This window comes from Mesorhizobium sp. M7A.F.Ca.CA.003.01.2.1 (genome assembly GCF_003998945.1).
Lineage (GTDB): Bacteria > Pseudomonadota > Alphaproteobacteria > Rhizobiales > Rhizobiaceae > Mesorhizobium > Mesorhizobium ciceri.
The window spans coordinates 1-3,426 of record NZ_RZRA01000628.1 but is presented as its reverse complement, the minus strand read 5'-3'; the positions used below and the strand labels follow the sequence as shown (position 1 = coordinate 3,426).

Genomic DNA, 3,426 nt, shown 5'->3' with positions numbered 1-3,426 from the left:
CCTACCGGCTGGCGACGACCACGGCTTTGGCGCCCTATTCCTATTCGCAGATGGTGTGGATGATCATTTCCGGATGGATCGTCTTCAAGCAGTTTCCCGACCGCTGGACGCTGGTCGGCGCCGCCATCATCGTCGCCAGCGGCCTCTACATCGTCCATCGCGAGCATAGGCTTCGGCTGCGGAGCCGCGCGGCCTCGGACGTCGAGGCCGAGGCGTTGGCAAAAAAACTTTGATTTGCCCCCGATCGGTGGCATAACGCCGCCTTTAAACAGTTTAGGTCTGGAAAGTCAGGTCCGGGGAGCACACGTCGCTGGCACAAAAAATCAAGCTTTCGACGATCGCGGATGCGCTCGGCGTGTCCACGGCCACGGTCTCGCTGGCGCTGCGCGACAGCCCTCTTGTTGCCGGGACCACCCGTGACCGCATCAAGGAACATGCCCGCGCCATCGGCTATATCTACAACCGACGCGCCGCCAGCCTGCGCACCTCGCGTTCCGGCATTGTCGGCGTCGTCGTGCACGACATCATGAACCCGTTCTTCGCCGAGATCCTGCGCTCGATCGAAAGCGAGCTCGACCGCAGCCGGCAAACCTTCATCCTGTCCAACCACTATGATCAGCTCGAAAAGCAGCGCACTTTCATCGATACGCTTTTGCAACTCGGCGCCGACGGCGTCATCATGTCGCCGGCGATAGGCACGCCGGCTTCCGACATCGTGATGGCCGAGGAGAACGGCCTGCCGGCTGTGCTGATCGCGCGCACCGTCGAGGGTGCCGACGTGCCGGTCTTTCGCGGCGACGACTCCTATGGAACAGGCCTCGCCACCAATCACCTGATCTCGCTCGGCCACAAGCGCATCGCCATGATCGGCGGCACCGACCAGACCTCGACCGGCCGTGACCGCTACCAAGGCTATGTCAACGCGATGGAGGCGGCCGGGCTGGAAGTCGGGCCGTCCTGGCGCATCGCCGGGCCGCGCACCAAGCAGGCCGGCTTCGAGGCCGCCGGGCAGTTCCTGGCGCTGAAGGACAGGCCGACAGCTGCCTGCTGCTGGAACGACCTCGTCGCCATCGGTCTGATGAACGGCATTGCCCGCGCCGGCCTGGTGCCGGGCGTCGACATCTCGGTCACCGGCTATGACGACCTCGAAGAGGCGGCGATCGCGACGCCGGCGCTGACCACAGTCTGGAACGGCCAGCGCGAGGTTGGCCGCCGCGCCGCCAGCGCGCTGCTCGACAAGCTCAACGGCCAGACGGTGCGACCCTCGCAGGAATTGATCAAGCCGGAACTGCATGTGCGTCAGTCGACCGGCAAGCCGGTGGAGCGTGCATGACCAAGGCCGAACAGTTGCAGACCGTCGCCATCCTGGTGCCGGGCGATTTCAACGACCACGCGGTCGACCGCATCAACCGCACGTTCAGGCGTGTCAGAATTGAACGCGCCGATCCGGCGCTCGTCACCGACGAGATGCGCAGTGATGTGCGCGGCATCGCTTCGTTCGCCGGCATCAACGCGGCGATGATGGACGCATTGCCCAACCTCGAACTCATCGCTTCCTTCGGCGTCGGCTATGATTCGGTCGATGTCGGTCATGCGGCGGCGAAAAACATCATGGTCACCAACACGCCCGACGTGTTGACCGAGGAGGTCGCCGACACCACGATCGGGCTGTTGATCAACACCATCCGCGACCTGCCGCGCGCCGAGACCTGGCTGCGCGACGGCAGCTGGGTGCGCAAGGGCAACTATCCGCTGAGCCGGCTGACCTTGCGCGGGCGCAGTGTGGGTATTTTCGGCATGGGCCGCATCGGGCAGGCCATTGCCCGGCGTCTGGAGGCCTTTGGCTTGCCGGTCGCCTACCACAACCGGCGCCGTGTCGAAGGTCTTTCCTACCACTATCATGCGACCCTGAAAGGGCTTGCCGAAGCCGTGGATACGTTGATTTCGGTCGCGCCGGGCGGCGCCTCGACGGAGAAGGCGGTCAATGCCGAGATACTGTCGGCGCTTGGCGCCAACGGCGTCTTCGTCAACATCGGCCGTGGCAGCACGGTCGATGAGGCAGCGCTTGCGGCAGCCCTTGCCAACGGCACCATCGCCGCTGCCGGCCTCGATGTCTTTGCCGACGAACCGAACGTGCCCAAGGCGCTGCTCGACGCGCCCAACACCTCGCTGCTGCCGCATGTCGGCTCGGCCTCGGACCATACACGCCGCGCCATGGCGGATCTGTGCGTCGACAATCTGGTGTCCTGGTTCACCGAGCGCCGGCCGCTGACGCCGGTGCCCGAGACGGCGCATGTGAAGGCTAGAAACTGATCGGTGGCTGCCACATTTATTAACGTCAGCTTAACCCTTTGGAATCATTGTTCAACCTGTCCGTGTACGTGGATGAAGAATGATGAAAGCACTTTCCGCATTGATCGCTGCCGCAGCGCTGTTTGGTGGCATTCAGCTGTTTCATGGCGGCAGCCGGGAAAGCGTAGCCAACGAGGCCGCCCCGTCCAACAGCTACAGGCTGGTCGCCAATGGCGATGAGGCGGTCTGTGCAGTCAGCCGCGGGGCCGAAATTTCGGACGGTTTGTCGTTGCTCACCGTTGCTCCCAAATGCCGTCGGCTCTTGCCGGGCATAGAACAGGCGAAGTTCTGGCGCGAGCAAAACGATGGCACCGTTGCCTTCAGCGCCAATGGCACCGATCCAATCGTCACCTTCGCGGCTGCCGATGGCGACGGCTACGAATCCTATGCCCCGGCGCTGCCGCTGCTGTCGCTGGCGGCCACCCGTGATAAAAAATCCGGCGACTGATTATTCCGCTGCGGCCCGCGCGCCGGCCTTCGCTGCGGCGTGCAGCCGAACCGCATCGCCGAAGGCACGGAATATTTTCACCGAATTGCTGTCCGACTTGACCCAGTATTCCGGATGCCATTGCACGCCGACGGCGAAGGCGCGGGCGTCCCGCACCGAAACCGCCTCGACCGTGCCGTCGGTGGCGACGGCCTCGACCTGCAGCTTCGAACCGAGCCGGTCGATCGCCTGGCGGTGCAACGAATTGACCTTGATGTCGCCGGCACCGAACACACCGGCCAGGCAACTGTCAGGTTTGATCGAAATGGTCTGGTGGATGGCGAAGCGTTCGTCCTGCTTCTCGCTCACCGGCGCGCGGTGATCGAGCGAACCCTCGCGCTCCTGGATCTCGGTGCCGAGCGTGCCGCCCAACGCCACGTTCAGTTCCTGGATGCCGCGGCAGATGGCGAGCAGCGGCACGCCGCGTTCGATCGCCCGGCGGATCAGCGGCAGCGTCGTGGCGTCGCGCGCCGGATCATAGGGGCCATTGGCTTCACTGGCGTCGCCGCCATAGAGCGAGGGATGCACATTGGATTTCGAGCCGGTGACCATGACGCCGTCGACCGACGACAGGAGTTCGTCGAAAT

Annotated in this window: 5 protein-coding genes; 4 read left to right on the top strand and 1 reads right to left on the bottom strand. The window is 64.3% G+C overall.

The annotated features are described in order from the left end of the window. From EN969_RS22550 to EN969_RS22535, 4 genes are all read left to right on the top strand, one after another. A partial coding sequence (locus EN969_RS22550; protein WP_164758423.1) for a DMT family transporter occupies window positions 1-233 on the top strand: 233 nt, incomplete at its 5' end. 77 nt (window positions 234-310) lie between these two features. After that, a complete protein-coding gene (locus tag EN969_RS22545) occupies window positions 311-1,333 on the top strand; it encodes a LacI family DNA-binding transcriptional regulator (RefSeq protein WP_082826628.1) in 1,023 nt (340 codons plus the stop codon). Next, window positions 1,330-2,313, top strand: a complete 984-nt coding sequence (locus tag EN969_RS22540; RefSeq protein ID WP_013528218.1) for a 2-hydroxyacid dehydrogenase — start codon at window positions 1,330-1,332, stop codon at window positions 2,311-2,313. Before EN969_RS22545 ends, EN969_RS22540 begins: the two co-directional genes overlap by 4 nt. Before the next feature lie 82 nt (window positions 2,314-2,395). After that, complete coding sequence (locus tag EN969_RS22535; RefSeq protein ID WP_024501916.1) at window positions 2,396-2,800, top strand: hypothetical protein; 405 nt, start codon at window positions 2,396-2,398, stop codon at window positions 2,798-2,800. Here EN969_RS22535 and EN969_RS22530 read toward each other — a convergent pair. Continuing rightward, on the bottom strand, window positions 2,801-3,426 hold a 626-nt coding region (locus EN969_RS22530), incomplete at its 5' end, for a gamma-glutamyl-gamma-aminobutyrate hydrolase family protein (RefSeq protein ID WP_164758422.1).

What these genes read in the sequence shown, in the direction of transcription:
- EN969_RS22540 (WP_013528218.1), top strand. Translation starts at nt 1,330, where the DNA reads ATGACCAAGGCCGAACAGTTGCAGACCGTCGCCATCCTGGTGCCGGGC.
- EN969_RS22535 (WP_024501916.1), top strand. Translation starts at nt 2,396, where the DNA reads ATGAAAGCACTTTCCGCATTGATCGCTGCCGCAGCGCTGTTTGGTGGC.